The sequence below is a fragment of the Serratia sp. 506_PEND genome (assembly GCF_001076875.1).
GTDB classification, from domain to species: Bacteria; Pseudomonadota; Gammaproteobacteria; order Enterobacterales; family Enterobacteriaceae; genus Serratia; species Serratia marcescens.
The window spans coordinates 1-763 of sequence record NZ_JVEL01000068.1 but is presented as its reverse complement, the minus strand read 5'-3'; the positions used below and the strand labels follow the sequence as shown (position 1 = coordinate 763).

Genomic DNA, 763 nt, shown 5'->3' with positions numbered 1-763 from the left:
TATTTTGCATTATCGATGGCCCTCGCAAAGGCCATCTGTAATGCAGGCTAAACTCAGTCAGGCTTAGTCATGCGGTGAATGACCTCCACCGTTTTTCCCTCCACTGTTGTCACAAACGCATTCATTTCAGCGCCAATTTCATAGCAACAACGTGGATCCTCACCGGTCACGCTACCCACCGCGCCGTTACCAGTCGGTGGGTAGCGCTTAATAGTAAATTGGTTGCCAAGCAGAATTACCTGGGTGCTTTGGTTAGTTTGTTTCTTCAGTGCGTACATAATTACTCCTTAATGCTTAGTGATTGATATTTACTATGGGTATAAAAAAGCCCCGCTAATGCGAGGCTCACAAAGGCCACCCGTAATGCCGATTGTGTTAGCAATCCGCATCCGGTCGAGCCACCGCCCGACAGGCCCACATGCAGGCTTCCTGCATCTTGGTGTGGGCGATAGCCAGGCAACGTGCGGCCTCATGCGCTTCGGCTGAGTGATTTCCCGTTTCACATAACTCGGCTGCAACCTCATCGCGCTCAGTTTCGATCAGACTGCAAAAATGACGACTGGCACCTTTGAGACGGTTCATGCGCTCAATATCACCTGGCGTTAAAGTGCGGTATCCCTTCACGGTGCTGCCATCTTGCGGTTTAGCTTCGCTCATATAGAACTTCCTGCTGGTTCGTTGGATATAACCCCGGCGATGCCGTTGAACATCACGCGAGGATTCAGTGTATTTATTCTGTCAAAGGCACTCAGCGAATGCCTTT

The 763-nt window shown here is 50.3% G+C and carries 2 protein-coding genes; both read right to left on the bottom strand.

Annotation, left to right across the window (positions count from 1 at the left end):
• Positions 1 to 53: 53 nt before the first annotated feature.
• A complete protein-coding gene (locus tag ADK28_RS02355; RefSeq protein ID WP_048794781.1) occupies positions 54 to 278 on the bottom strand; it encodes a hypothetical protein in 225 nt (74 codons plus the stop codon).
• 97 nt (positions 279 to 375) lie between these two features.
• The gene (locus ADK28_RS02350) at positions 376 to 657 is read right to left on the bottom strand and encodes a DUF7681 family protein (RefSeq protein WP_048794780.1); all 282 of its coding nucleotides are present in this window, start codon (positions 655 to 657) and stop codon (positions 376 to 378) included.
• Positions 658 to 763: the final 106 nt, after the last annotated feature.